23 protein-coding genes and 1 pseudogene are annotated in these 25,695 nt (G+C 71.9%); 11 read left to right on the forward strand and 13 right to left on the reverse strand.

What is annotated here, in order from left to right; genetic code table 11:
• Positions 1 to 148 precede the first annotated feature (148 nt).
• Both ACGFIW_RS20585 and ACGFIW_RS20590 read right to left on the reverse strand, forming a co-directional pair.
• Positions 149 to 403: pseudogene (locus ACGFIW_RS20585) on the reverse strand (NADP-dependent isocitrate dehydrogenase); the annotation flags it as partial.
• Positions 404 to 471: 68 nt separating this feature from the next.
• The gene (locus tag ACGFIW_RS20590; RefSeq protein WP_393317897.1) at positions 472 to 1,245 is read right to left on the reverse strand and encodes a helix-turn-helix domain-containing protein; all 774 of its coding nucleotides are present in this window, start codon (positions 1,243 to 1,245) and stop codon (positions 472 to 474) included.
• A gap of 276 nt (positions 1,246 to 1,521) precedes the next feature.
• Between ACGFIW_RS20590 and ACGFIW_RS20595 the strand changes: the two genes are divergently transcribed.
• From ACGFIW_RS20595 to ACGFIW_RS20605, 3 genes are all read left to right on the forward strand, one after another.
• Positions 1,522 to 1,803 carry an NUDIX domain-containing protein gene (locus tag ACGFIW_RS20595; RefSeq protein ID WP_393317900.1) on the forward strand — a complete coding sequence of 94 codons (282 nt, stop codon included), beginning with the start codon at positions 1,522 to 1,524 and terminating at the stop codon, positions 1,801 to 1,803.
• Positions 1,804 to 1,954: 151 nt separating this feature from the next.
• Complete coding sequence (locus tag ACGFIW_RS20600; protein WP_393317903.1) at positions 1,955 to 3,937, forward strand: ABC transporter ATP-binding protein; 1,983 nt, start codon at positions 1,955 to 1,957, stop codon at positions 3,935 to 3,937.
• 11 nt (positions 3,938 to 3,948) lie between these two features.
• Entirely contained in the window at positions 3,949 to 4,515 is a 567-nt protein-coding gene (locus ACGFIW_RS20605) for a kinase (RefSeq protein WP_393317906.1), read from the forward strand.
• Positions 4,516 to 4,653: 138 nt separating this feature from the next.
• Here ACGFIW_RS20605 and metH read toward each other — a convergent pair whose 3' ends face one another.
• Entirely contained in the window at positions 4,654 to 8,154 is a 3,501-nt protein-coding gene (gene metH, locus ACGFIW_RS20610; RefSeq protein WP_393318511.1) for a methionine synthase, read from the reverse strand.
• Between the two features lie 277 nt (positions 8,155 to 8,431).
• Here metH and ACGFIW_RS20615 point away from each other — a divergent pair, with 277 nt between their 5' ends.
• From ACGFIW_RS20615 to ACGFIW_RS20625, 3 genes are all read left to right on the forward strand, one after another.
• Positions 8,432 to 9,301: a PAC2 family protein gene (locus tag ACGFIW_RS20615; protein WP_357558847.1), complete on the forward strand. Its 870-nt coding sequence runs from the start codon at positions 8,432 to 8,434 to the stop codon at positions 9,299 to 9,301.
• A gap of 162 nt (positions 9,302 to 9,463) precedes the next feature.
• Entirely contained in the window at positions 9,464 to 10,255 is a 792-nt protein-coding gene (locus ACGFIW_RS20620; protein WP_393318514.1) for a GntR family transcriptional regulator, read from the forward strand.
• A 554-nt stretch (positions 10,256 to 10,809) separates the two neighbouring features.
• Positions 10,810 to 11,991 (forward strand): alpha/beta hydrolase family protein, encoded by a 1,182-nt coding sequence (locus tag ACGFIW_RS20625; RefSeq protein WP_393317909.1) that lies wholly within the window; start codon positions 10,810 to 10,812, stop codon positions 11,989 to 11,991.
• 120 nt (positions 11,992 to 12,111) lie between these two features.
• Here ACGFIW_RS20625 and mshC read toward each other — a convergent pair whose 3' ends face one another.
• The 6 genes from mshC to ACGFIW_RS20655 all read right to left on the reverse strand — a co-directional run bounded on the left by mshC (position 12,112) and on the right by ACGFIW_RS20655 (position 18,007).
• A complete protein-coding gene (gene mshC / locus ACGFIW_RS20630) occupies positions 12,112 to 13,350 on the reverse strand; it encodes a cysteine--1-D-myo-inosityl 2-amino-2-deoxy-alpha-D-glucopyranoside ligase (protein WP_393317912.1) in 1,239 nt (412 codons plus the stop codon).
• Between the two features lie 66 nt (positions 13,351 to 13,416).
• The gene (locus ACGFIW_RS20635) at positions 13,417 to 14,235 is read right to left on the reverse strand and encodes an SCO1664 family protein (protein WP_393317915.1); all 819 of its coding nucleotides are present in this window, start codon (positions 14,233 to 14,235) and stop codon (positions 13,417 to 13,419) included.
• Positions 14,232 to 14,822 (reverse strand): DUF3090 domain-containing protein, encoded by a 591-nt coding sequence (locus tag ACGFIW_RS20640; RefSeq protein WP_357074116.1) that lies wholly within the window; start codon positions 14,820 to 14,822, stop codon positions 14,232 to 14,234. Before ACGFIW_RS20640 ends, ACGFIW_RS20635 begins: the two co-directional genes overlap by 4 nt.
• A 184-nt stretch (positions 14,823 to 15,006) precedes the next feature.
• On the reverse strand, positions 15,007 to 15,720 hold the full coding sequence (locus tag ACGFIW_RS20645; RefSeq protein ID WP_393317917.1) for a histidine phosphatase family protein: 714 nt from the start codon (positions 15,718 to 15,720) through the stop codon (positions 15,007 to 15,009).
• Between the two features lie 401 nt (positions 15,721 to 16,121).
• Positions 16,122 to 16,958, reverse strand: coding sequence for an undecaprenyl-diphosphate phosphatase (locus tag ACGFIW_RS20650; RefSeq protein WP_357074122.1), 837 nt, complete (start codon positions 16,956 to 16,958; stop codon positions 16,122 to 16,124).
• Complete coding sequence (locus ACGFIW_RS20655) at positions 16,955 to 18,007, reverse strand: LLM class F420-dependent oxidoreductase (protein ID WP_393244793.1); 1,053 nt, start codon at positions 18,005 to 18,007, stop codon at positions 16,955 to 16,957. The genes ACGFIW_RS20650 and ACGFIW_RS20655 overlap by 4 nt, the downstream gene beginning before the upstream one ends.
• Positions 18,008 to 18,193: 186 nt before the next feature.
• Between ACGFIW_RS20655 and ACGFIW_RS20660 the strand changes: the two genes are divergently transcribed.
• Positions 18,194 to 19,165, forward strand: coding sequence for an aldo/keto reductase (locus tag ACGFIW_RS20660; RefSeq protein WP_393317921.1), 972 nt, complete (start codon positions 18,194 to 18,196; stop codon positions 19,163 to 19,165).
• Between the two features lie 280 nt (positions 19,166 to 19,445).
• Here ACGFIW_RS20660 and ACGFIW_RS20665 read toward each other — a convergent pair whose 3' ends face one another.
• Positions 19,446 to 20,354, reverse strand: coding sequence for a hypothetical protein (locus tag ACGFIW_RS20665; RefSeq protein ID WP_393317924.1), 909 nt, complete (start codon positions 20,352 to 20,354; stop codon positions 19,446 to 19,448).
• A gap of 305 nt (positions 20,355 to 20,659) precedes the next feature.
• Here ACGFIW_RS20665 and ACGFIW_RS20670 point away from each other — a divergent pair, with 305 nt between their 5' ends.
• Complete coding sequence (locus tag ACGFIW_RS20670; protein ID WP_013734349.1) at positions 20,660 to 20,851, forward strand: DUF5703 family protein; 192 nt, start codon at positions 20,660 to 20,662, stop codon at positions 20,849 to 20,851.
• A 50-nt stretch (positions 20,852 to 20,901) separates the two neighbouring features.
• Here ACGFIW_RS20670 and ACGFIW_RS20675 read toward each other — a convergent pair whose 3' ends face one another.
• Entirely contained in the window at positions 20,902 to 21,564 is a 663-nt protein-coding gene (locus tag ACGFIW_RS20675) for a hypothetical protein (RefSeq protein ID WP_393317927.1), read from the reverse strand.
• A 44-nt stretch (positions 21,565 to 21,608) separates the two neighbouring features.
• Positions 21,609 to 22,937, reverse strand: a complete 1,329-nt coding sequence (locus tag ACGFIW_RS20680) for a M20/M25/M40 family metallo-hydrolase (protein ID WP_393317930.1) — start codon at positions 22,935 to 22,937, stop codon at positions 21,609 to 21,611.
• A gap of 184 nt (positions 22,938 to 23,121) precedes the next feature.
• Here ACGFIW_RS20680 and ACGFIW_RS20685 point away from each other — a divergent pair, with 184 nt between their 5' ends.
• The 3 genes from ACGFIW_RS20685 to ACGFIW_RS20695 all read left to right on the forward strand — a co-directional run bounded on the left by ACGFIW_RS20685 (position 23,122) and on the right by ACGFIW_RS20695 (position 25,101).
• The gene (locus tag ACGFIW_RS20685) at positions 23,122 to 23,730 is read left to right on the forward strand and encodes a hemerythrin domain-containing protein (RefSeq protein WP_393317933.1); all 609 of its coding nucleotides are present in this window, start codon (positions 23,122 to 23,124) and stop codon (positions 23,728 to 23,730) included.
• An 87-nt stretch (positions 23,731 to 23,817) separates the two neighbouring features.
• Positions 23,818 to 24,798 (forward strand): LysR family transcriptional regulator, encoded by a 981-nt coding sequence (locus ACGFIW_RS20690; protein WP_393317936.1) that lies wholly within the window; start codon positions 23,818 to 23,820, stop codon positions 24,796 to 24,798.
• A gap of 57 nt (positions 24,799 to 24,855) precedes the next feature.
• Positions 24,856 to 25,101 carry a hypothetical protein gene (locus tag ACGFIW_RS20695; RefSeq protein ID WP_357559653.1) on the forward strand — a complete coding sequence of 82 codons (246 nt, stop codon included), beginning with the start codon at positions 24,856 to 24,858 and terminating at the stop codon, positions 25,099 to 25,101.
• Between the two features lie 56 nt (positions 25,102 to 25,157).
• Here ACGFIW_RS20695 and ACGFIW_RS20700 read toward each other — a convergent pair whose 3' ends face one another.
• Positions 25,158 to 25,508 (reverse strand): DUF3140 domain-containing protein, encoded by a 351-nt coding sequence (locus ACGFIW_RS20700; protein ID WP_357074149.1) that lies wholly within the window; start codon positions 25,506 to 25,508, stop codon positions 25,158 to 25,160.
• Positions 25,509 to 25,695: the final 187 nt, after the last annotated feature.

The following is a 25,695-nucleotide window of genomic DNA, read 5'->3' on the forward strand; positions in this document are numbered from 1 at the left end:
GGTTTAAGACTCACCACAGTTTTATTTTGACAAACCCCCTACGGCCCGCCCCCCGTGTCCGCTAAGCATGACCATCGGGGGGGGGGCCCCCCCCCCGGGGGGGGGGGCCCCCCCGGCGGGGGGGGCCCCACCCCGCTTCTGCCCGTGCTCAGGACCTGGCGAAATTCTCGTCCAGGGTGGTCATGAACTCGTCCGTGGTCAGCCACGGCGCGTCCCGCGAGATCAGCGGGGCCAGATCCGTTGTCAGCTGCCCGCCCTCGACGGTGTCGACGCAGACCTTCTCCGGCTTGTCCGCGAACGCGATGACCTCCGGCGTGCCGTCGGGCGTGCTCCGGTGCTCCCGGCCAAGGGCTGGGGCGAAGAGCGACGCGATCGAGTTGGCCAAGGTAACGTCTCGTCGCTCCCGTCGTGCAGATGCCCGGCGAGGGCACCGGGCTCTGTGCTGACCCGGCACCATCGAACCGCGCCGGATCAACGCGCACGGGAGCTGTGGCCCTGGTCATCCACTGACAAGGCGTGGTGTTTTCGGCGTAGTGCGACAAGTGTTGCCCGGACCTCAGGTTGCTGCGCGGCTTCGGCGAGGTCGAAGGCTTCGGCGGCGTAGGCGTGCGCGACGCGGGTCGCGCCCAGGTCCAGGGCGAGGGCACCGAGCAGGCCGGACAGGTGGACAGCGAGGGTGTAGAGCCGGGCGCGTTGCGGTGGATGCTGCTGCCCGGCCATGAGCTCATCCACACAGGTACGCAACGGCCGCAGGCGCGCCAGGCGAACTGCTGGCGGAAGGCGTTCGTCGTCGGCGATCGCCTGTCGGATCTCGTCTTCGAGGTAGCTGAGTCGGGCGTCTTCGTCGTTGCAGGACTTCAGCGCGGCCCGTCGGGCGTTGATGCTGTTCTCGTCTTCCCAGAGAGCTGATCCGTCCTCGGCGGAATCGGTGCTGGCGATCGGCTTCGGCCGGTGCGGGTTCTTCGCCGACGGGACCGACGGTGGCTGTGGTTGGTGGCGCTGGACTCGCTTGGTGAGGCGGTCGTATTCCTGGGTCAGGGCACCGTCGGTGTGCAGGGCGCTGTCGCACCGCGCCCAGAACTCGCGCTCGGGGTGTTGGCGGCCGGTCTCGGTGTTGGCGACGGAACTGCGGCCGTACTGCACGAGCCGGGCGAGGCCCTGCTGGGTGAGGTTGGCTCGCTTGCGCAACTGTGCGAGCTGACGGCCGAGTGCGCGCCGTGCCGTCGTGATCTCGTCGTCGGCCATGGTTTGCCACCCCCTGGCGGTGCCGAGATGCGGTCACGGTGCGGGCAGACCGTATCCGCCGCCTCCGACAAATTCTGGGTCGCTTACTGAGCCTGTCGGGGGTCGGACGGGGTTTGGTCGACAGCCGGGCAGCCTAGCGGCTGCGTCGGCCGCCGACAGAGGTCACGCGCGGCCGACGATGTCGCAGTCTTGTCGGAGTCGGCAGCGGAATCTGCCGACAATGTCGTGACACGGCGCGGCGGGCGTGTCGGACGGCAGGCGTCCTACGGTCGACTTATGCCCGCCGAACGCCGTGACTTCACCGCCGATCTACCTCGCAAGCGGATGGCCGCAGGGGTGTTCCTGACCGATCCCCGCGGTCGAGTGCTGCTCGTCGAGCCGGCATACACGGCCTCGTGGGAGATCCCCGGTGGGTGCGTCGAGGCCGACGAGTCGCCCTACCAGCCGGCGGCCCATGAACGCCTGCCGGCGCTGCTGGCCCGACGCATCGCCGCGGCCCGGGAAGCACGCGGCCACGGGTTCACCAGGTACCTGGAGAACGGGCTGCCGGTCACCTGAGCCCCGGCCCTACACGGGCCAACCGCATCCACGATTCGACCCATCGCCCTCTGCTGGAAATCCGATCTGCGGGAGGTCGCCCTCGGGCGACCGGCCCGATTCACACACGTCCCGCTTTCATCCATTTGCACAACTTTGAGGAGGTTTGTCGATGACTCAGACGACCACCGCCCAGAGCCCCAGTACAGCGGGCCAGCCGGGCACCGCGCGACCGGAGTCGGTCTTGCCGGAGCTACGGGCCACCTGGTGGGAGACGGGAGTGCGGGCCCGGGCGGAAGCGGGCGTGTTCACCGTCTTCGCGGAACTCCCCCGGCTCGTCTGGACCGCTCTGGGCGTCAGTTGGCGCGCAGACCGACTCCGCACGGGCGTGGTGGCGGTAGCGACGGTCGGCGCCGGGGTGATGGCGGCCTTCGGCCTGTTGGCCACACAGCGGGTGTTGGTGGAGTTGTTCGCCGGCGGGCCGACCGCGGACAAGGTCCGGGCGGCGTTGCCCGCACTGGTCGTGCTGGCGGTGGCGGTCGCGCTGCGTGCGGGGATGGGCATCGCCACGGGGTACGCGCAGAACGCGTTGACGCCGCAGGTGAGCCGCGAGGTGGAGCGGGGCCTGTTCGAGGTGTCCACGCAGGTGCGGCTGGAGGCGTTCGACGCCGACGCGTTCGCCGACGACATGGAACGCGCCTCCCGAGGCACCGAATCCGCGATCGGCCTGGTGCAGTCCTCGATGAACCTGCTCGCCGGGCTGGCCGGTGTGCTCGCGGTGGCCGTCGCCGTCGTGGTGATCCACCCGCTGCTGCTGGTGGCGTTGTTGGTGGCGACGGTGCCGAACGGGTGGGCCGCGCTGCGGGCGGGGCACCTGCGGTATCAGACGTACACGGCCGGGTCGGTGCGCCGGCGCCGGCTGTGGCTGTTGCAGCGGTTGATGGCCGAGCGGGCATCCGCGCCGGAGTTGCGGTCGTACGGGCTGCGCCGGTTCCTGCTCGACCAGTACGACCGGGTCATGCGGGTCGAGACCGACATCCAGCTCGTCCTGGCGCGGCGGGTCACCACCACCACCTCGGTCGGAGCGATGATCGGCGGAGTAGCCACCGCCGCGGTGTACGTCCTGCTCGGGCTGCTGCTGATCGACGGGCAGATCCCCCTCGCCGCAGCGGCGACGTGCGTGATCGCCGTGCAGTCCGCGCAGCGCTCCCTCGCCATCGTCACCTTCCAGATCGACCGCGTCTACACCGAGGGTCAGCACTTCAACGACTACACCGGGTTCATGACCCGCGCCGCCGCCTACCTCCCGGGCAGCAGCGGACCGGTGGCCGCGACCGGCCCCGAACGGCTGCGGGACCTGACCGTCAGCGGGGTGAGCATGCGCTACCCCGACCGCGACACACCCGCCGTCGACAACGTCACCATGACCATCACCGCCGGGCAGACCGTCGCGTTCGTCGGGGAGAACGGCTCGGGCAAGACGACCCTCGCCGCGATGATCGCCACCCTCCGCACCCCGACCGACGGCGCCATCGAATGGAACGGCCGGCCCATGTCGGAGTGCGACATCGACGGGCTGCGAGCCCGGATCGCGGTGGTCACGCAGGAATACCACAAGTGGCCCTTCACCGCGGCCACGAACATCGCCATCGGCAACGTCGACACCGACGCCCAGCAAGACCGCATCGAGGCCGCCGCCGCCCGCGCGGTCGCCCACGACATGATCACCGAACTACCCCACGGGTACGAGACACTGCTCGACCGCACCTTCGCCCGAGGCCAGGACCTCTCCGGCGGGCAGTGGCAACGCATCACCGCCGCCCGCGGATTCCTGCGCGACGCCGAACTGCTCATCATGGACGAGCCCTCCTCCGCGCTCGACCCCCGCGCCGAGGACGCCCTCTTCCAGGCCATCCGCGACCGCAAAGGCCGGGCCACCACGATCCTCATCACGCACCGGCTCGCGAACGTCCGCCACGCCGACCGGATCTTCGTCCTGCACCACGGCCGGCTCGTCGAGGCCGGCAACCACGACGACCTCATCGCCACCGGCGGCCGGTACGCCGAACTGTTCGCCCTCCAGGCCGCCGGCTACGACGCCACCCCAAGCGAGGACCACCCCATCCCGCAACAGCACCTACCCGCCTCGCGATAGGAAGAACCGCCATGGACCACGCGGCCACCACCGGCACCTCCGAGACGATCCTCATCAGCATCCGCGGCAACTCCAGCGCCGGGAAAAGCACCATCGCCACGGCGTTGCGACGCCGACACGGCCGCGGCTGCGCCATGGTCGGCCAAGACCACATCCGTCGGATCCTGCTCAGAGAACGCGACAAGCCCGGCGGCCTCGCACCCGCACTCATCGCCCAGAACGTTCGTTTCTGCCTCGACCACGGCCACCACGTGATCCTGGAAGGGATCATGCACACCACCCGGTACCGGAGCATGCTCACCGAGCTGCGCGACGCACACCGCGGGCGAACGCTCTTCGTCTACCTCGACGTGTCACTGCCCGAGACCCTGCGCCGCCACGAGACGCGTCCCTTGGCGGCGGAGGTGTCGCCGGAAAACCTGCGCAGCTGGTATACCCCACGCGACATCCTCGGCTGGCCCGACGAACTTGTCCTCCCCGAGACCACCACCCTGGAGCAAGCGATCGAGCGCATCGCCACCGCCGCCGGCCTGCCGCTGACCGGCCGCGACAACGACCTGCTCCCGGCAGTCCCATGACCGCACCACCGAGAGCAACCCCAGACAATGCCCGTCTCGGGGCGGATGACGTGTCCCCGGCGCTGGTCGCCCGTGCCGCTGCCGCACGGGTGGGCACCGGCCGGGTGGTGCACCGCACCGACAAGGCACCTGGGCCCGTTACTTGGCGTTGAAGTAGCTCGCCTCCGGGTGGTGGACCACAATCGCGTCGGTGGCCTGCTCCGGCATCAACTGGAACTCCTCGGACAACTCCACGCCGATCCGCTCCGAGCCGAGCAGGTCCACGATCTTCGCCCGGTCCTCCAGGTCGGGGCAGGCCGGGTAGCCGAACGCGTACCGGCAGCCCCGGTAGTCGTTGCGCAGGATCCCGGCGAGGTCCGTCGGGTCGTCGTGGCCCAGCGGACGGCCGTCGGGCAGGGTCATCTCGGCGCGGATGCGCCGGTGCCAGTACTCGGCGAGCGCCTCGGTGAGCTGCACGGACAGGCCGTGCACCTCCAGGTAGTCGCGGTACTCGTTGCGGGCGAACAGCTTCGCCGCGTACTCGCTGACCGGCTGACCGACGGTGACCAGTTGCAGCGCGACCACATCGAGCTGGTCGCCCTTGGGCCTGAAGAAGTCCGCCAGGCAGAGCCGCCGCTCCTGCCGCTGGCGAGGGAAGGAGAACCGGGCGCGCTCCGCGTGCCCGTTCTCGTCGAGCACCACCAGGTCATTGCCTTCGGAGTACGCGGGGAAGTAGCCGTACACCACGGCTGCCTCCAGCACCTGGTCGGCGATCAGCCGGTCCAACCAGTACCGCAGACGCGGCCGGCCTTCGGTCTCGACCAGTTCCTCGTAGGACGGACCGTTGCCGCCGCGGGCGCCGTTGAGCCCCCACTGCCCGCGGAAGGTGGCCCGCTCGTCGAGCAACGCCGCGTAGTCGGCCATCGGCACGCCCTTGACCACCCGGGTGCCGAAGAACGGCGGGGTGGGCACCGCCACGTCCGCGGCCACGTTGGAGCGGACCGAGGAGTCGTGCAGCTCCGGCAGGGACTCGGTCACCATGGACCGCTGGCGTTCCCGGCGGGCCCGCCGCGCCGCCAGGGCCGCCTCCCGCTCCGGGTCGATCACCGGCGCGCCACCCCGCTTGGCGGTCATCACCTTGTCCATCAGGGACAGACCCTCGAACGCGTCCCGCGCGTAGTGCACCTGCCCGGGGAACATCGACCGCAGGTCGTCCTCGACGTACGCGCGGGTCAGCGCCGCCCCACCCAGCAGGACGGGCCAGCGCTCCGCGACCCCACGCGTGGCCATCTCGGCCAGGTTCTCCTTCATGATGACCGTGCTCTTGACCAACAGCCCGGACATGCCGATCGCGTCGGCGCGGTGCTGCTCGGCGGCGTCCAGGATGGCGCTGATCGGCTGCTTGATGCCGATGTTCACCACCTCGTAGCCGTTGTTGGACAGGATGATGTCGACCAGGTTCTTGCCGATATCGTGCACGTCGCCACGCACGGTGGCGAGCACGATGCGCCCCTTGCCGCCGTCCTCCGTGGCCTCCATGTGCGGCTCCAGGTAGGCCACCGCGGTCTTCATCACCTCGGCGGACTGGAGCACGAACGGCAACTGCATCTGGCCGGAGCCGAACAGCTCACCGACCACCTTCATGCCGTCCAGCAGGATGTCATTGATGATCGACAGCGGGGACCGGCCGCCGGCCATCGCCTCGTCCAGGTCGGCCTCCAGGCCGTTGCGCTCACCGTCGATGATCCGCCGCTTGAGCCGCTCGTCGAGCGGCAACGCCGCCAACTCCTGCGCGCGGCTGGCGCGGGCACTCGTCACGTCGACGCCCTCGAACAGCTCCAGGAAGCGCTGCACCGGGTCGTACCCCTCGCGGCGCCGGTCGTACACCAGGTCCAGGGCGACCTCGCGCTGCTCGTCCGGGATCTTCGACATCGGCAGGATCTTGCTGGCGTGCACGATCGCCGACGTCAGACCGGCCTGCACGCACTCGTGCAGGAACACCGAGTTGAGCACCTGCCGGGCCGCCGGGTTGAGCCCGAAGGAGATGTTCGAGATGCCCAGGGTGAAGTTGACGCCCGGATAGCGGCGGCTGATCTCCCGGATCGCCTCGATCGTCTCGATGCCGTCGCGGCGGGTCTCCTCCTGCCCGGTGGCGATCGGGAAGGTCAGCGCGTCGATCAGGATGTCGGCCCGGTCCACGCCCCACCGGCCGGTCAGATCGTCGATCAGCCGCGCCGCGACCCGGACCTTCCACTCCTGGGTACGGGCCTGCCCCTCCTCGTCGATGAGCAGCGCCACCACCGCGGCACCGTGCTCACGCACGATCGGCATCACCCGCGCGTACCGGGAGTTGGGACCGTCGCCGTCCTCGAAGTTCACCGAGTTGACCACGCACCGACCGCCGAGCATCTCCAGACCGGCCTCCACCACGTTCGGCTCGGTGGAGTCCAACATGATCGGCAGGGTCGACGCGGTGGCGAACCGGCCGGCCAACTCGCGCATGTCCTGCGTGCCGTCGCGGCCGACGTAGTCCACGCACAGGTCGAGCAGGTGCGAGCCGTCCCGTGCCTGGCTGCGGGCGATCTCCACGCAGGCCCGCCAGTCGCCGGCGAGCATCGCCTCCCGGAACGCCTTCGAGCCGTTGGCGTTGGTGCGCTCCCCCACCATCAGCACCGACGCGTCCTGGGCGAACGGCACCGGGTGGTACACCGACGAGACGCCCGCCTCGTGCTGCGGCTCGCGCGCCGGGGCGGTGACGCCGTGCAGCCGCTCGGACAACACCCGGATGTGCTCCGGTGTGGTGCCGCAGCAGCCGCCGATCAGCCCCACGCCGTACTCGGTGACGAACCGCTCCAGGGCCTCGGCCAGCTCCACGGGAGTCAGCGGGAAGTACGCGCCGTCGGCGGTCAGCACCGGCAGGCCGGCGTTCGGCATCACCGACAGCGGGAGCCGGGAGTGCTGCGACAGGTAGCGCAGGTGCTCGCTCATCTCGGCCGGGCCGGTCGAGCAGTTGAGCCCGATCAGGTCGACCCCGAGCGGCTCGATGGCGGCCAGGGCCGCACCGATCTCGCTGCCCACCAGCATGGTGCCGGTGGTCTCCATCGCCACGTGGCAGATGATCGGCACCGACTGGCCCAGCTCGGCCATCGCCCGCTTCGACCCGACCACGGCCGCCTTGACCTGCAACAGGTCCTGAGAGGTCTCGATGATCAACGCGTCCGCACCGCCGACGATCAGACCTGCGGCGTTCTCCTGGTAGGCGTCGCGCAGGGTCGCGTAGTCGGCATGCCCGAGGGTCGGCAGCTTGGTGCCCGGACCGATCGAGCCGAGCACGAACCGCGGCCGCTGCGGGGTGCTGGCCGCGTCGGCGGCCTCCCGCGCGATGCGCGCGCCCGCCTCGGACAGCTCCCGGATGCGGTGCGGGATGTCGTACTCGCCGAGGTTGGCCAGGTTGGCGCCGAAGGTGTTGGTCTCCACGCAGTCCGCCCCGGCGGCCAGGTAGGCGTCGTGCACCCCCCGCACCACGTCGGGACGGGTCACATTGAGGATCTCGTTGCACCCTTCGAGCCCGTCGAAGTCGTCGAGCGTGAGGTCCGCGGCATGCAACATCGTGCCCATCGCCCCGTCGGCGATGAGGATCCGATCGGCCAGCACATCCATCAACGAAGTCCGCACCCGTTCAGGTTAGTGCGGCACCCCCTCCGCACAGCGACCCTCGGCGCCCGATCCCAAATTGTGTCAGCGGGATCACCCTGTCCGGTTCATTCGTGTATGACCGGGCCTCTGGGCGTCCGACCGGCGCGGCCGACAGGCCGTACCCTCGGCTGGCACGTAGGCTGACGGACGTGAAGGACAACAGGGACGCCGCCGTGCCCCACGGTATGACGACCGGGCGCCACCCCGGCGCCGGCCGCGACGAGCAGGGTGAGGTGACGGCGTGACCGAGTTCGACGGACTGCCGGTGCTGCGGTCCCCGGTGGCCATCGCCGCGTTCGAGGGCTGGAACGACGCCGCCGACGCGTCCACCGCCGCGGTCGAGCACCTCGAGCAGGTCTGGAACGCCCGGCAGATCGCCGAGTTGGACCCGGAGGACTTCTACGACTTCCAGGTCAGCCGACCCACCATCACCATGGCCGACGGGGAGACCCGCCGGGTGGAATGGCCGACGACCCGGTTCATGGTGGCCAGCCCGGAGGGCACCGAGCGCGACGTGGTGCTGATCCGCGGCATCGAGCCGAGCATGCGCTGGCGGACGTTCTGCGAGCAGGTGCTGGAGATCTGCCACAGTCTCGAGGTGGAACGGGTGGTGCTGCTCGGCGCGTTGCTGGCCGACGTTCCCTACACCCGGCCGCTGCCGATCAGCGGCAGCGCCTCCGACGCGCAGGCCGCAGAGCGCTACCAGCTCACCCCCACCCGCTACGACGGGCCGACCGGGATCGTCGGCGTGCTGCACGACGCCTGCTCCCGCGCCGAGGTGGACGCCGTCTCGTTCTGGGTGCACGTGCCGCACTACGCCAACAACCCGCCCTGCCCGAAGGCCACCCTCGCCCTGCTGCACCGGGTGGAGGAGGTCGTCGACCTGCCGGTGCCGATGGCCGACCTGGCCGAGGAGTCCGCCGAGTGGGAGCAGCGGGTGCGCAGCGCCGCCGAGCAGGACGCCGAGCTGGGCGAATACGTCCGCGAGCTGGAGGAACGGGTCGGCGACGAGGGGATCACCCCGCTGACCGGTGACGAGATCGCCCAGGAGTTCGAGAAGTACCTACGGCGCCGGGGCGGTTCGGCCGGCCCCACCGCCGGTTCCTGGTAGCACCGCCTGCCCACGGGCCCTCGGTCTTCTGCGGGCCCTCGGTTTTTTGCGGGCCCCCGGACCACCTTTTCTGGTTCGGGGGCCCGTTTTCGCGTGTCCAGGGTGGCGCCGTCACACCCTCTACGGCATCCTAGGAACCTAGATGTGATCAAGGAGGTGGGTGTGCAGATCAACCCCGGGGCCGCCGAGTTCCCGCACCGACAGATCGCCGCGCAGCTCAAGGCCCAGGTCCGCCGCGGCGACTGGGGGCCCGGCGAGCGACTGCCGTCCATCCCGGCCATCGCCGAGATGTTCGGCGTCGCCAAACAAACCGTCCAACGCGCCGTCGACCAACTGCGGGTCGAGGGCATCCTGATCACCAAACCTGGCTCCGGTACGTTCGTCCGGGGCACCCGCCGCCGACTCAACCGCCTCTCCCGAGGCCGGTACGGCGGCTTCCGCGGCTACCACACCGATCTCGCCGCCCGGTACCGTCAGCAACTCGTCTCGGTCGGTCGTGCCCCCGCCCCCGCCGAGGTCGCCGACGCGTTCGGGGTACCCGACGGCACCGACCTGCTCTGCCGCCGACACCTCGTCCGCACCGACGACTCCCCCGTGGAGGTCGGCGCCTCCTGGTTCCTGCCGCGCGACACGACGGACACCTCGCTGGAACGCGCCGAGGCATTCGGCCGACCCCTCTACCAGGAGGCCGAGGAGGCCACCGGCCGGCGGTACGTCTCAGCCACCGACACGATCAGCGCCCGCCAGCCCAGCCGGGAGGAGGCCGAGACGCTCCAGATCCGGCCGGACACCCCGGTGCTGCACCTGCTGCACGTCGCCTACGACGCGCACCGCAAGCCGATCGAGGTGGCTCAGGCCACCTGGCCCGGCCCCATGACCACCCTCACCGAGGAATACAAGATCCCCGGCCCAACCCCCGACCCGGAGCCCGACCCCGGCCTGGTCCTGGGCTGATCCACGCCGCGCCGCCCCATCCCACACCGCCCCATCCCACACCGCCCCACGCCACGCCGCCCCCGCGCCGCGCCACGCCACGCGCCCTACGCCACGCGCCCTGCGCCCTGCGCCACCCCACCCCGTCCCATGCCGCGCCGCGCCATCCCACACCGCCCCACGCCGCCCTGCGCCGCCCCGTCCCATGCCGCGCCGCCCCACGCCACGCCGCGCCCCGTGCCACGCCCCGCGACCGGCCCGCGGCGGAGGTGGCGCGGTGATCGACTCGGTTTTCTGAAAACCGGGGCGTCGCCGCGGGTTGGACACCGCGACTTTCTGCAAACCGAGTCGATCAACCCTGGGGGCACGGCGCCGCGCAACCCTGGGGGCACGGCGCCGCGCAACCCTGGGGGCACGGCAGCACGGTTCGGTCCACCTGAGCGCGCCGGCGTCGTTGCATCTATACACTCGGTATATATACTGCGGGTGTATCGATGGCCGGGCGGCTCGGTTCCGGTGTCGAGCAACCCCAGGGAGGATCCATGCCAACCGTGCAACGTGTCGGTGGACGAGGAATGACGCGTCGTGGCCTTGTCGGGGCCGCGCTGGCGGCCGGGGTCAGCGTGCCGCTCGGCCTTGCCGGCACTGCCGGCCGCGCCGTGGCGGCCACGACCGGTTCGGGACCCGTCCGACTCACCCTGCCCCCGCCGACCGGGCCGCACCGGGTGGGCACGGTGCCGCTGCACCTGGTCGACCGGTCGCGGCCGGATCCGCTGGCCGGGCCGGGGCGACACCGGGAGCTGATGGTCAACGTCTGGTATCCGGCCCGGGACGTGCAGCGCTACCCCCGCGCCCCGTGGATGACCGCCTCATCGATGCGCATGCTGCTGGAGTCCGCCGGGCTCGACCCCGACGCCGTGCTGTCGCCGCTGACGGCTGGGCGCGAGGGCGCCCCGGTGCGGCACCCGGGTCAGCGGCTGCCGGTGGTCGTCTACTCGCACGGTGCCGGCAGCCACCGCTCGGACACCACCATCGTGGTGCAGGAACTCGCCAGCCACGGGTACGTGGTGGTCACGGTGGACCACACCTACGACGGGTTCGGCGAGTTCCCCGACGGCCGAGTCACCGTTGCGGACGAGAACTACGACGCCACCCCGTGGACCTACAGCCAGGACGCCCGGTTCGTCCTCGACCAGATCGCCGAACTCGCCGCGGGGCGCAACCCCGACGTCGACCACGCGCCGCTGCCGGCGGGGCTGGGCGCCGCCCTCGACCTGAGTCGGATCGGCATGTTCGGTTGGTCGAAGGGCGGCACCGCGACGGCCCTGACCATGGGCATCGACCAGCGGGTCCGGGCGGGGCTGAGCATCGACGGCCCGATGCTGTCGCAGCCACTGCCCACCACCGACCTGTACCGGCCGTTCATGCTGATGACGGCGGAGCTCACCCGGGCCGCGGAGCCCGCCGTCGCCGAGTTCTTCACGCACCTGCGCGGGTGGCGGCTCGACGTCCACGCCACGGGGGCGATCCACTCGTCGTACGGCGACAACCAGTGGCTGATGCCGCAACTGGCACGGGTCGTCGGGATGAGCGACGAGGAACTGGCCGGCTGGATCGGCACTCTGGACCCCTCCCGCGCGGTCCGCATCGGGCAGGCGTACCCGCTGGCGTTCTTCGACCTGCACCTTCGGCACCGGGGCGGCCATCTGCTGGGCGGCCCGAGCCGGTCCTTCCCCGAGGTGACGTTCGTCCCGTGACACGGTGGTCCAGGCCGTGCGGGCGCGCCACGTCCCCTGGTCCTGGGCTGGACCGTGTGGTCGACTCGGCTTCCGGAGAACCGAGTCGACCACGCCGCGGTCCGCTCGGAGGGGCGGGTGTCAGAGGCGGACTCCCAGGAGGGCGTCCACGGTGTCCGCGAAGAGAGCCGGGGCGTCCGTGTCGTCGGCGGCCCCGGCGAGGGTCGCGTCGGCCCAGCGGTCGGCTGCCGCCAGCGCTCCCGGGGTGTCCAGGTCGTCGGCGAGGCGTGCGCGTACCTCGGCCAGCAGCTCGACCCCGGACGGCCCGGCGGGCGCGGCGGCGGCCTGCCGCCAACGGGCCAGGCGCTCCTGCGCGGTGGTGAGCACCTCGTCGGTCCAGATGCGGTCGCTGCGGTAGTGCCCGGAGATCAACGCCAGCCGGATCGCCATCGGGTCGACCTTGTCGGCGCGCAGCCGGGACACGAAGACCAGGTTGCCGCGGGACTTGGACATCTTCTCGCCGTTGAGGCCGATCATCCCGGCGTGCACGTAGTGCTCGGCGAACGGCGCCTGGCCGGTGAGCCGCTCGGCGTGTGCGGCGGAGGCCTCGTGGTGCGGGAACAGCAGGTCGTTGCCGCCGCCCTGCACGTCGATCCGGTCACCGAGCAGGTTCAGCGCGATGACGGCGCACTCGATGTGCCAACCCGGGCGACCTGCGCCCAGTTCCCCGCCCGGCCAGGACGGCTCGCCCTCGCGGGCGCCGCGCCACAGCAGCGGGTCCAGGGGGTCACGTTTGCCGGCCCGGTCCGGGTCGCCGCCGCGCTCGGGGAAGATCTCCAGCATCTGCTCCCGGGTCAGGTTCGACTCGTAGCCGAACCGGCCGGTGGCGGAGATGTCGAAGTAGACGTCGCCGGTGCCGTCGTCGAGCCGGTACGCGGCACCGTCCTTGACCAGCACCTCGACCTTGTCGGCGATGTCCGGGATCGACTCGACCGCGCCCACGTAGTGCGCCGGCGGGATGATCCGCAGGGCCTCCATGTCCTCCCGGAACAGCGCCGTCTCGCGCATTGCCAGGACCACCCAGTCCTCGCCGTCGCGGGCGGCCCGTTCCAGCAGCGGGTCGTCGATGTCGGTGACGTTCTGCACGTAACGCACCGGACGGCCGGCGTCGCGCCACATCCGCTGTACCAGATCGAACGTGATCATGGTGGCGGCGTGACCGAGGTGCGTGGCGTCGTACGGGGTGATGCCGCAGACGTACATGCTTCCCGCGTCGGCCGGCTCACTCCGGTGGACGCCCTGCCGCGCCGAGTCGTACAACGCCAGTGGCTCGCCCCTGCCCGGCAGCCGTGGCACCTCGTGTCCCGCCCAAGACTCCATGGGATCAGCCTAGCCAGCCCGCAAACGACGCCGGAGCGTCCCACGGGTGATCAAGATGACAGCGGGTCACATGGGCGGCCACGGCACCGCGGGCCAGTCCTCCGGGGGCTGCGGGAAGCGGCAGGTCTCCCGCAACCTGTCGATCCGGGACGCCAACTCGGCCATCTCGCTGATCGTCAGGTGGTCGGCCAGCTCCTCGCCGAGCGCCCCGGCGACCTGCCCGGCGAGCCCGTCGAGCATCTCCACGGCGTCCGGCGGCAACTGCTTGCCGGCCCACCCCCACAGCACCGTACGCAGCTTGTCCTCCACGTGGAAGCTCACCCCGTGGTCGACCCCGTAGATCCGGTCGTCGGCGCCGACCAGCACGTGACCGCCCTTGCGGTCAGCGTTGTTAATCACCGCGTCGAGCACCGCGAGACGGGCCAGCCGTGGGTCGTCGGAGTGGGCGAGCGCGTACGCGGTGCCGTCGTCGTCGCGGGCCGCGGCGATCGGGAACCAGCGTGGCGGCAGCTCGTCGGCCGGCACGAACCCCACAAGCGGTTCGGCGTCCTCCGGCTCGTCGATCCAGAGCTGGCAGGAGCCGGGGCCGAACGGGCCGTCGCGCAGCACGGTGGGCGGCACCAGGCCCCAGCCGGTGGCCCGGGAGACCAGGTACGCCGAGACCTCCCGGCCGGCGAGGGTGCCGTCGGGAAAGTCCCAGAGCGGACGCTCACCGCGGACCGGTTTGTAGACACAGCGGGCGGTGGCCCCGTCCAGGGTCAGGATGCCGCGCAGCGTCGTGTTCGACGCGTCGACAAGCCGACCCTCCAGGTCGAGGGTGCCGTCACGCAGCAACCGCAGCGCGGCGTCGCCGTCCTGGCGAGGCTGGAGGCCGGACGAGGTCACCGGTGGTAACCGTTGTGCCGCGGGCAGAGGTGCCCGGCGGGGTCCAACGGTTGGCCGCAGAGCGGGCACGGAGGCCGACCCGCGTTGACCACTCGCCGGGCCCGCTCGATGAACTGGCGGGTCGCCTGCGGGGTGAGCCGGACCCGGAGCCGGTCGAGGTCCTCGTCCGGCTCGTCGTCCTCGACATCGTCGTCGTCGGCGTCCTCGTCGTCCTCGTCGCCCAACTCGACCTCGGGCTCCACCTCGCCCGCGGCGATCGCCTCGATCACCACGGTCGCCGTGTCCACGTCGAAGGCCAACCCGAGGGTCCCGACCCGGAACTCCTCGTCGACGGGTGTGTCCAGTGGCTCGTTGTCGCCGATCACCGGCGCCAGCTCGGGAAGGTCCACCCCGAAGCGACGTTGCGCCTCGGTGAGCAGCTCCTCCAGCTTCTCGGCGAGCAGGGACACCTGAACCTTCTCCAGCGCGACGCTGACCAGCCTGCCGCCGCCGCGGGCCTGCAGGAAGAACGCGCGCTCCCCCGGCGGCCCGACAGTCCCGGCGACGAACCGCTCCGGCGGTTCGAAGGCGTGCACCTGGTGGGTCATACCCACGACCCTATCCGGCCCGCCACGGCACCGCGCACCCCACCGACCCGAATCGCCCCCGGGGCGGCGCGCCCGGCGTACCAGCGTCGATGACCGGGCGTGGCGGCCCCGCCGCCGGCCCCGGTCAGCCTCGGCCGACGATCAGGCGGGGTCGTCGCGGTGGGGCGGCCGCCCGGCGGCGTCGTCACGAGGACGCGCCGGCGCCACCGCCGACCGCGGCGTCCGAGTCGGCCGCGCGTGGAGCCCGCCGACGCCGCTTGCGCGGCGGCGGCACCAGGGCGGACAGGTCACCGCCGGTGTCGTTGAGCCGGAGCAGGAACGGCCGCAGCGGCGTGAAGCGGATCGCGGTCACCGACGCCGGGTCGGCCACGATCCGCTGAAAAAGATCCAGGTGTACGCCGAGCGCGTCCGCCACGATGGCCTTGATCACATCGCCGTGGCTGCACGCCAGCCACACCGCCTCGGGCCCGTGCTCGTCGCTCACCCGGGCGTCCCAGGAGCGCACCGCCGCGACCGCCCGCGCGGCCATGGCCGCCATCGCCTCCCCACCGGGGAACACCGCCGCACTGGGGCGTTGCTGGACCACCGGCCAGAGCGGCTCCTTCGCGAGCTTCTTCAGCGGCTGCCCCTCCCAGCTGCCGTAGTCACACTCGATCAACCCGTCCTCGACGACCGGGGTGGCCTGCGGAAGCGCCAACTCCAGGGTCTGCCGGCAGCGGATCAGCGGGCTGGTCACCACGGCGGCCAGCGGCACCGCCCGCAACCGCTCACCCGCGGCGGCGGCCTGGGCACGCCCGGTGTCGTCCAGCTCGACCGGTTGCCGGCCGGCCAGGCCGCCGTCGGCGTTCGCCGTGGTCCGGCCGTGTCGCAGAAGCAGAAGGGTCGCCACGGGGACCACCCTATGACCTGCGTCCCGCCCGGGACGGCCGCGGGCTCCGCGCCACGCGCCGGCCGGGTCGGCGCCGCCCGGCCCGCGCTTCATGATCGACTCGGTTTTCAGGAAGTCGGGTTGTCCGGCCGTCCCGGACAGCGCAATTTCCAGAAAGTCGAGTCGATCATGCCTGGCGGGCGGCGGGCGGCGGGCCGCGGGCGGCGGGCGGCCGGGGGCGGCCGCGGGCGGCGGGCGGCGGGCGGCCGCGGGCGGTGGGCGGCGGGCGGCCGCGGGCGGTGGGCGGTGGGCGGCGGGCGGCCGCGGGCGGTGGGCGGTGGGCGGCGGGCGGCCGCGGGCGGTGGGCGGGGATGACGACCGCGGCCCCCGGTCCCGCCGGGAGGCAGGGCCGGGGGCCGTCGACGGGTCGGTCAGGTGGCGTCGATCGACCCGGTCAGCAGCAGCGCCAGGACCAACGTGCCCAGCGCCACCCGGTACAGCACGAAGACGTACAGGGTGTGGTGGGCGACGTAGCGCAGCAGCCAGGCGATGGCCGCGTACCCGATGCCGAAGGCGATGAGGGTGGCCACGATCGTCTGGGCCACCGTGGGCACGGACGTGCCCGGGGCGGACGGCTCGAAGACGTCCCCGAGGCTGAACACGCCGGACATCACCACCGCCGGGATGGCCAGCAGGAACGAGTACCGTGCCGCCGCCTCCCGGGTGAGGTTGAGCAGCAGGCCGGCGGTGAGCGTGCCACCGGAGCGGGACACCCCGGGGACCAGCGCCATGGCCTGGGCGAAGCCCATCACGATGCCGTCCTTCATCCGGAAGTTTTCCAGGGTGCGGGTCTGCCGCCCCCAGTACTCCGCGAACGCCAGCACGAAGGCGAACACGATGAGCGTGGTCGCCACCACCCACAGGTTGCGCCCGGCGGTCTTGATCTGGTCCTTGAACAGGAAACCGAACAACCCGATCGGAATCGAGCCGACGATCACGTACCAGCCCATCCGGTAGTCGAGGCTGGAGCGCACCGACGTGTCCCGGATGCCCACCAACCAGGTCCGGGTGATCCGCCAGATGTCCTTGGCGAAGTAGATCAGCACTGCCGCCTCGGTGCCGAGCTGGGTGACCGCGGTGAACGACGCGCCGGCGTCGCGGTCGAAGAAGATCGCCGAGGTGATCCGCAGATGCCCCGACGAGCTGACCGGAAGAAACTCGGTCAGTCCCTGGACGATGCCCAGGACGATGGCCTCAACCCAGGTCACTCGCCGACTCCCGAAAGCTCAAGTGCCTCCGCGACGGTACGCAGGGTCTGCACGCCGCTGTCCCGGTCGGCCACGAACAGGGTCACCGACAGCGTGGTGACGCCCGCGGCGGCGTACTCCCGCATCCGCTCGGCGACGCGCTCCTTCGGGCCGAGCAGCGAGGTCCGGTCGATGAACTCCATGGGTACGGCAGCGGCGGCGTCACGCTGCCGCTTGGCCAGGTACAGGTCCTGCACGTCGCGGGCCGCGTCGCCGTAACCCATCCGGGTGGCGAGCTGGTTGTAGAAGTTCTGCTCGCGGCTGCCCATACCGCCCACGTACAGCGCGGCGTACCAGCGGACGAGCTCGGCGCAGGAGGCCACGTCGTCGCCGATCACCACGGGCACCGAGGGCACCACGTCGAACCCGGCCAGCTCCTTGCCGACCTTGGCCCGACCGGCGCGGACCGAGGCGAGCTGCTCCTCGGCGAACTCCGGGGCGTAGAACACCGCCAGCCAGCCGTCGGCGATCTCACCGGCCAGCTCCAGGTTCTTCGGGCCGACCGCGGCCAGATAGATCGGTATGTGCTCGCGGGGTGGATGGAAGCCCAACCGCAGGGCCTTGCCCGGACCGTCCGGCAGCGGCAGCGTGTAGTGCTGCCCGTCGTAGGCCACCTCCTTGCGGGCGATGGCCAGCTTAACGATGTCGACGAACTCGCGGGTGCGTGCGAGGGGCTTGGCGAAGCGCACCCCGTGCCAGCCCTCGGAGACCTGCGGACCGGAGACACCCAGGCCGAGCCGGAACCGGCCACCGGAGAGCGCGTCGATGGTGGCGGCGGTCATGGCGGTGGCCGCCGGCGTACGAGCGGGGATCTGCATCACCGCGGCGCCGACGTCGATCCGTTCGGTCTGGCCGGCCATCCAGGCGAGCATGCTGGGCGAGTCCGAGCCGTACGCCTCCGCCGCCCACACCACCGAATAACCCAGCCGGTCCGCCTCCTGAGCCAGGGCCAGATGGTCGGCCGGTGTGCTCCACGCTGTCTGGTATCCAAGACTGAGCCCGAGTCGCACTGGTCCTCCCCCATCCGTGGCACAGGTCGCACCAGGTTACGCAATGCCGAAAACGGACTCGATCACCGGCTCTCCACGAATGCTCCCCCCTCCATCGGGGCAGCCCAGAGCGGCGGAACCGGCAGAACCGGCGAAGATACGGGAGCGAGGATATCCGTGGCGGCAGGTTCGAAATAAGGTTCACCCATGCAACAGCGACCGCTCGGCCGAAGCGGGCTGGCGGTTTCCCGGCTCGCGCTCGGCACCATGACCTGGGGCCGGGACACCGACGCCGACGACGCGGCCGCCCAGCTGAAGAGTTACCTCGACGCCGGGGGCAACCTGATCGACACCGCCGACGTGTACGGCGACGGCGACGCCGAGTCGGTGATCGGCTCGCTGTTGGGCACCCTCGTGCCCCGCGACGAGCTGCTGATCGCCACGAAGGCGGGGTTGCGTCCGGGCAGCGGCCGACGCCGCGACGGCTCCCGGGGGCACCTGCTGCGGACGTTGGACGCGTCGCTGCGCCGGCTCGGCACCGACCACGTCGACCTGTTCCAGGTGCACGGGTACGACCCGGACACCCCGCTGGAGGAAACCCTGGCCGCACTGGACCACGCGGTGGCAAGCGGCAAGGTCCGCTACGTCGGGGTGTCGAACTTCTCCGGCTGGCAGACCGCACGGGCCGCGGCCTGGCAGACCGCCTGGCCGGGACGGGCCCCGGTGGTCGCGACCCAGGTGGAGTACTCGCTGTTGGAGCGGGGCGTCGAGCGGGAGGTGCTGCCCGCGTGCGACGCGCTCGGCCTCGGCCTGCTGCCCTGGTCACCGTTGGGTCGGGGCGTGCTCACCGGCAAGTACCGGCACGGCCGTCCGGCGGATTCCCGAGCCGCGTCGCCGCACTTCGAGCGGTTCGTCTCGACGTACCTGGACCCGCGCTGCTCCAGCATCGTCGAGGCGGTGGCGACGGCGGCCGGTGGCCTGGGGGTGTCGCCGCTGGAGGTGGCGTTGGCCTGGATCCGGGACCGGCCGGGGGTGACCGCGCCGATCCTCGGCGCACGGACGGTCGGGCAACTGCTCGGCGCACTCGGAGTGGAACGGATCACCCTGCCCGAGGAGATCACCACCGCGCTGGACGACGTCTCGGCGGTGCCGCTGGGCTACCCCGAACGAGACGGCTGACCGGCGCGGCCGGCCCCCGGCGGCAGGCGCGCGCCGCACCCCGTCCCCGGATCCGCGCAACTACCCCGATGGTGCTGCCTCCGGCGGGAGGGAGGCAGCACCATCCCCGATGTGGCGCGGATCTTCCTCACCCCGGTCGCGGCGTCCGGCAAGATCGTGCTCAATCCTGGATTCGGCGGCATCCCACGACGACGTGGCCACTACGTCATGGATCGAGCACGATCATGGGCACGGCACACGACACGGGCCGGCGCGACACGGGCCGGCGCGGCACGGGGCATCACGGCGTTGGGCGTCGCCCGGGGAGGTCGTGGATCGCGGTCAGGAAGCGCGCCTGGTCGTCGCGGAGTGCGGGCTGGGTGAGCCGGATCCACGAGCCGTCGTCGAAGGCGACCGTGGACGTCAGCTGCACGAGCCCGGTCGCGCCGCGCTCCGAGTCGATGCGGGCCACCCGGTCGCGTGGCACACTCCACAGCACCCGCGGTTGCCGCCGGTCGGGCCGGTCGGCGTCCGGGCGGGGCCCCATCCGCAGCAGGTGCAGGTGGGTGTCGGTCACCGCCAGCGGGGTGCCCGTGTACCGCTCCAGGAAGAGCAGCAGACTGCCGGCGAGCGTGGCGAGATCGCCGCCGAAGACGTACCGGCGACGGTAGGCGATCTCGGCGAGCTGGTCGGCCAGCGGGCGGTACAGGCTGAGCCGGAACAGGGCGCGGAACGCCTCCTGCTCCTCGGTCAGCGCAATCGGCTCCCGCGGCACGCGCTGGTGTGGCGGGCTCGGCTCCGGCTCGGCCGCCTCCGGCACACCGGCGGCGAGGGCACCGGCCCTGCCGGGCAGCAGCAGCACGCCCGCGGCCAGCCGGACCGGCGTCAGCACCGCGTCCACCCAGACCACCGGGTTGACGATGTGGAGCAGCCCGAACAGCACCTTCGGGTCGAGCGAGTCGACGAACTCGTCGGCCATCACGTGGGCGAGCTGCCGACCGGCCCGGTAGGTGTCCGGGGCGCGGACCGGGCCGAGCCCCACGTAGCGCAGCGCCTGCCCGGGCAGCAGCGGCGCGACGAGGGCTCGTTCGGGTTCGTCGCTGGTGCGGAACTCGTCGCGCAGCTCACGGGCCTTGTCCCGGGCGGCCCGCGCGCCGCCGAGCACCGCCTCGGTGACCCGACCGAGCCGACCCCGCTCCCCTGCCGTCACGCGTTCCTCCCCCGCGGCCCGCCGGCTGACCCGCCGGCGGCTGCCCGACGACATTCTGTCCGATCGACGCGACACCGCCGCGCGGCCGGGCCGGCTCGGCGTATCGCCACCCAGACCCCCCGCGAGAGCCGACACGCGCACACTCCGGGCGCCGTTTCCTGGCACCCGGCAGCGCGCGGGTGGGTCGTTCCTGCCAGGAGACGGCACCCGGGCGCGGACACCGGGACACGAACCGCCCAGGGCAGCGGCGTCGATCACCCCCGAGGGGGTGGCGAACAGCCGCTGGGCTGGGCAGCATGGGTGGCATGGACTACGAGTACGCGCCACTGCGGCTGCCGCCGAACGTCGACAGGTTGACCGCCGCGGCGCAGTTGGCGATCCAGGCGGAGTTCTCCGGATGGGAGTTGGCCCGGGTGCGGTTGTACCGGGACGGCACGCGGCAGGTGGTGCTGCGGCGGCGACGGGTCAACCAGCCCCAGCCGGGCCTGTCGTACTGAACGGGCCGTGACGCCCGGGGCCCGTGGGGCCCCGGGCGGTCACCTAGGTCCTAGTGCTGGTGCCCGGCGTGGTCGTGGTCGTCGTCGAGCTCCATGAACGGGTGCTCGTCGAGCCGGCCGACCAGCCGGTCGTCGACCGCCGGCTGGAACGGCCCGACCGCGTCGTCGTCGTCGAACGACTCCAGGTCGACGGGGGTGCCCACCTCGCTGACCATCACCACACCGTCGAGGGGCTCCAACTCGGGGACGTCCAGCGCGCCGAGCGAGCCGTCGCCGCTCTGCAGCAGCTCCAGCACCGCCTCGCCGACGCCCTCCACCGGCGCCGGCTCGTCGTCCTCCGGGGTGCCCTCGCGACGGGCCGCCTCGGCCACCCGCAGCAGCGCGGCGACGCTCGGCACCCGGTAGTCGCGACGCTGCCGCACCGAGATCACCCGGGGGTGCGGGTCGCTGGCCTCGGAGCCCTCGGGGCCACTGAAACGCTCGTCGGCCTCGTCCGGGTCGATCGAGTCGACATCCCACGGCGTCACCTCGCCGAAGGCGTCGAGCAACCGCTCGTCGTACGCGAAGGAGGCGTTGTTCAACGCCACGTACGCCTGCCAGACGTCGTCGTCGTCGACGCGGCCCTGTGCGGCGCGTACGGCGGCCAGGTGGTGGCGGGCCGCTTCGATCACCCGCTCGAGAGCGGCGTCCAGCTCACCGTGCTGGTCGGTCATGTGGGGCAGTCCCTTCACGTTTAAGGAGGTCGCGCCGGGCGCGGCTAGCAGCTGCGGAGGAACCGGTCGAGAACCCGCACGCCGAACTGTAGTCCGTCGACCGGAACGCGCTCGTCGATGCCGTGGAACAACGCCGAGAAGTTCAGGTCGGCGGGCAGCCGCAGTGGCGCGAAACCGAAGCAGCGGATGCCGAGCTGCGAGAACGCCTTGGCGTCGGTGCCTCCGGAGAGCATGTACGGAACCGGGCGCGCGCCCGGATCCTCGGCGCGCAGCGCCGCTGACATGGCCTCGACCAGGTCGCCGTCGAAGGTGGTCTCCAACGCCGGCTGGCGCTGGATGTACTCGATCGCGATGTCCGGGCCGACCAGCTCACGCAGCTGCCGCTCCAGCAGCTCGGACTGGCCGGGCAGGCTGCGGCAGTCGATGGTGGCGGTGGCCCGGCCGGGGATGACGTTGTCCTTGTAGCCGGCGCCCAGGCGTGTCGGGTTGGCGGTGTTGCGGATGGTCGCGCCGATGATGTTGGCGATCGGGCCGAGCTTGGCGATGGCCGTCTCCGGGTCCTCCGGGTCCAACTCGACGCCGAGCAGGTCGGAGACCTCCTCCAGGAAGGCGCGCACGGTGTCGGTGACCACCACCGGGAAGCGGTGTCGGCCGATCCGGGCGACCGCCTCGGCGAGCGCGGTGACCGCGTTGTCGTCGTGCACCATCGAGCCGTGCCCGGGGCGGCCCCTGGCGTGCAGCCGCAGCCAGTCGATGCCCTTCTCGGCGGTCTCGATGAGATAGAGCCGCTGGCTGTCGTTGACCGAGTAGGAGAAACCGCCGACCTCGCCGATCGCCTCGGTGCAGCCGTCGAAGAGGCCACTGTGGTTGTCCACCAGGAAGCGCGCGCCGTAGTCGCTGCCCGCCTCCTCGTCGGCGGTGTACGCGAGCACGATGTCGCGCGGTGGTCGCACACCGGTGCGCTGCCAGTGCCGCACCACGGCGAGCACCATCGCGTCGAAGTCCTTCATGTCGATCGCGCCCCGGCCCCAGAGGTAGCCGTCGCGCAGCTCGCCGGAGAACGGGTGCACCGACCACTCGTCGGCGTCGGCGGGCACCACGTCCAGGTGGCCGTGCACGAGCAGCGCGCCCCGGCTCGGGTCGGTGCCCGGGATGCGGGCCACCACGTTCGCCCGTCCCGGTGCGGACTCGTGCAGGACGGACTCCACGCCCACCTCGGCGAGTTTCTCCGCCACGTACTCGGCGGCGCGGCGTTCGCCGACGCTTGTGTCGTTGTCCCCCGTGTTGGTGGTGTCGATGCGCAGCAGGTCGCGGCAGAGGTCCACGACCTCTGCGGTGGGGTCGGGTCGGGCGGAGGCCGCTTCGCTCGTCATCGCCTCTTCATACCAGTCGGCGCCGGCCGACCAGCCGGCGCACCGGTGCGGACAGCCCCGACCCGCCGGGCTGCTGGGCCGGCGCATCGACGGGCCCGGTTTCGCCGACCCCGGGTTCGGGTACCGCCGCCCACGACCGTACGTCCCCTGCCGGAGCTTCCGCCCGCCAGTCGAGGAGGGCACCATGTCCGCCGTTCCCCTGCCGCCGCTGCCGCCCGCACCCGCGCCCGCGGAGGGCTACCGACCCGGTGGCCGCAACATCGCCGACATCGTCGACCGGGAGCACCGGCAACTGCTGGCACTGCTGGACCAGCTCGGTGGCCCGGACGCCACACCGCAGGAAGGACTCGCGGTGCTCACCGCCGCGCTGTCGCGACACCTGTCCGCCGAGGAGCAGTATCTGCTGCCGGCGGTACGCGCCGCGCTGCCGGCCGCCGCCGCGCGGGTGGACGCCGAGATCAGCGCCGACGCCAGTCTGCTCGCCGCCCTGAAGGGTCTGACCGACGAGGCGTTGACCGAGGTCGCCGAGCGGGTCCGCCGACACGTCGACGGGGTGGGCGCGCTCGTCGGTGAGCTGCGCGCGGTCGCGACCGAGGAGGAGCTGATCCGGCTCGGCAACCGGCTGGAGATCGCCGAGGAGGCGGCACCGACCCGACCGCACCCGGGCACTCCGGCCACCCCTCCGTGGAACCGGATCGTCGAGCCGGCGGTCGGGGTGGTGGACAAGGTGCTCGACGCGGTGACCCGCCGGCCGACGTACCTGGCGGACCTGCCGCAGGCACCTCCGGAGTGAGGGGCGACGACAATCCCCAAGTGCATTCATTATCACCGATCCACTCGGGCTATTCCGCCGGCTGACGCGTAGTCCTACCGTCACGGTATGAACCTGGAGCTGCGTCACCTGCGGGTGGTCTGCGCAATCGCGGAGACGGGGAGTGTGACGAAGGCGGCGTCGGCGCTCGGCCTGGCCCAGCCGGCGCTGACCGCCCAGCTCCAGCGCATCGAGCGGACACTGGGCGGCCCGCTGTTCGACCGGGACCGGCGCGGCGCCCGGCCCACCGCGCTCGGTGAGTTGGTGCTGGCCCGGGCCCGGGTGCTGCTGCCGGCGATGAAGGGTTTGCAGGACGAGGCCGCCCGCCTGGCCGGGGCTGGCGACGCGCCGCCGTGTTACCGGTTCGGTGGGGTGAACAGCCCGATCCTGGGCCGGATGGTGCACCGGTTGGCCGCCGAGCAGCCGCCTGCCCAGATCACCACGTTCGCCTCCTGGTCGGTGGACGAGTTGGCGCAGTTGGTGGCCGGCGGCCGACTGGACTTCGCGCTGACCGGTGTGTGCGGTGACGCCAGCCCGTCGGGCGGGTTCGGGTTGAGCTGGCAGGAGGTGGCCATCGACCCGGTGCTGGTGCTGCTGCCCGAGACGCATCCTCTCGCGGCCGACGACGAGGTGCGTCTGGCGGACCTGCGTCACGAACAGTGGGTGGCCGCCCCGGGCGACGGCTGCTTCGGCGACTGCTTCGCCGCCGCCTGCGCCCGCGCCGGCTTCACCCCCCGCAAGGTGTACGAGACCGACATCCGCGGCTGTGTCGACCTGGTGGACGCCGGTGTGGGGGTGGCGCTGTGCCAGGCGACGTTCCGCCCGGTGGCCGGGCTGGTGACCCGCCGGATCGCCGGCACACCGCTGCGGTGGCGGCTCCTGCTCGGCTGGCACCCGGACTCCCCCGCCGCCCAGGGCGCCGACCTGGTGTTGGAGACGGCCAAGGCGGCGTACGTCGACTCGTTGGCCCCGCATCCGGAATACCTGTCCTGGCTGCTGAGCAATCCGGGGTTCGGTGTGCGGCAACCCAGCGGGATCCGACCGGTCTGAGGCGGTATTCCCGGCCGGTGGCGGTGCGAACCGCCGTTGGCCGGGTATCTGGCGGACATGACCGACCTCTACCCGCCCGCCGACGACCGCGAACTGCTGCGCGAGGCGGCCGCCGCGCACACCGCCGCCACCCGTGCGGTGGAGGCGTTCCTGCGCCGCCTGCCGGAGGTGCCCGACCCGGCGGCCGTGACCGAGTACGCCAACCTGCTCACCCGGGAGGACCAGACCCGCGCCGAACGGGACGCCGCCGCCGACGCGGCGGGGCTGACCATCGCCAGCCTGGAACCGGACCAGGGTCAGTAGCCGGACACGACGGTGCCGTCCCCGCGGAGGGGACGGCACCGTCGTACGTGGGCCGGTCAGCGTTCGACGAGCGGGTCGTGCCCCAGGTCGAGCAGCGAGTGCCGCCAGGTGTCGTCGGCGTTGCCGCGCGACGGTTTGGCGTCCATCAGTTCGCGGATCCGTTCGACCGCCTCCCGCATCACCTCGATGTCCTCCGGGGTGAGGTCGACCTTGCGCTTGTTGAGCACCTTGAGGATCTCCCGGCCCGGCTGGGGCAGGTCGAGGGTCGGGTTCGGGCCGAACGACTCCTCGCCGGAGCCGCGGGTCAGCAACCACGTCCGCAGCTGCTCCGACGGGACGTTGACCTCGGCGTGGAAGTCTTCCCAGAGCACTTCCACCTCGGGGTCGAGCCGCGCTTCGCGTACCATCGGGTCTCCTCTCGCAGGCGGTCGGTCGTCGTGGTCGGTCTTCGGATGCAGGCCCTCCGCGGGCACCCGCGTCCGGCGGGGGTTCGCGGTGGGCGGCGCCAGGATCGGGTCGGGATGGTCGTCCTCGTCCCGGTGTCCCGCGGACTCCGCGGGCTGGTGCGGGTCCTCGGTTTCCTCTCGTCGCGCC

Origin of the sequence: Micromonospora sp. NPDC048935, from assembly GCF_043197875.1 — a bacterium.
Classification (GTDB): domain Bacteria; phylum Actinomycetota; class Actinomycetes; order Mycobacteriales; family Micromonosporaceae; genus Micromonospora.